This is a genomic window from Tsukamurella conjunctivitidis, assembly GCF_007858475.1.
In the GTDB taxonomy this organism is placed as follows: Bacteria; Actinomycetota; Actinomycetes; order Mycobacteriales; family Mycobacteriaceae; genus Tsukamurella; species Tsukamurella conjunctivitidis.
Genome location: NZ_VIGX01000066.1, coordinates 1 through 824, shown reverse-complemented (window position 1 = coordinate 824; position 824 = coordinate 1). Strand labels below are relative to the sequence as shown.

The following is an 824-nucleotide window of genomic DNA, read 5'->3' as shown; positions in this document are numbered from 1 at the left end:
AGCCGTAGGAGATCGCCAGATCGCCCAGACCGCCGCCACCGATCGTGCCCGCCATCGCCGTGGCGCCGATGAGACCGATGGTGGCCGTGGTCAGGGAGAGGATCAGGGAGGAACGCGCCTCGGGCAGGAGGAAGCGCCACACGATCTGCCAGGACGTGGCCCCCATGGAGTCAGCGGCCTCGATGATCCCCTGGGGGACCTCCAGGAGGGAGTTCTCCACCAGGCGCGCGATGTAGGGACCGATGAAGACGACCAGGGGCACGATGGCCGCACCTGTGCCGATCGTCGTGCCGACGAGGAAACGCGTGAAAGGCAGGATCGCGACCATGAGGATGATGAAGGGGATCGAGCGCAGGACGTTGATGACCGGGTTGAGGATGGCGAACGCCCACCGGTTCCCCAGCACGCCGCCGGGCCGCGTCACCACCAGCGCGATGCCCAGGACCGTCCCCAGGAGCGCTCCGATGGCCAGGGAGGCGAACACCATGTAGAGGGTCTGGAGGATGCTCTCCAGGAACTGGGCAATGGTGACTGACTTCCCGATCATGACCTGCTCCCCTCTGCCGAGACCTGCACCCCGTTGGCCCGCAGCCTCTCGGCCCCGCGCAGGAGGTCACCGGGATCCCCGCTCACCCGGACCACCATGTGCCCCACCGTGTGGTGGCGGATCTCGGTGACGGTGGCCGCCAGGATGTTGACCTCCAGGTGGAAGTCCCGCACGAGTTGGGAGAGCAGGGGACGCCCGGCCCCGTCCCCGGAGTAGACCAACCGCCAGACGTCCCCGCCCTCGCCGGACTCCGTGAGCGAGGCCGGTGGGGTGCTCG

The 824-nt window shown here is 68.4% G+C and carries 2 protein-coding genes; both read right to left on the bottom strand.

What is annotated here, in order from left to right; all coding sequences use genetic code 11:
• A partial coding sequence (locus FK530_RS24375) for a methionine ABC transporter permease (protein ID WP_146489425.1) occupies nt 1-547 on the bottom strand: 547 nt, incomplete at its 3' end.
• A partial coding sequence (locus FK530_RS24370) for an NIL domain-containing protein (RefSeq protein ID WP_193560360.1) occupies nt 544-824 on the bottom strand: 281 nt, incomplete at its 5' end. The genes FK530_RS24375 and FK530_RS24370, both read right to left, overlap by 4 nt.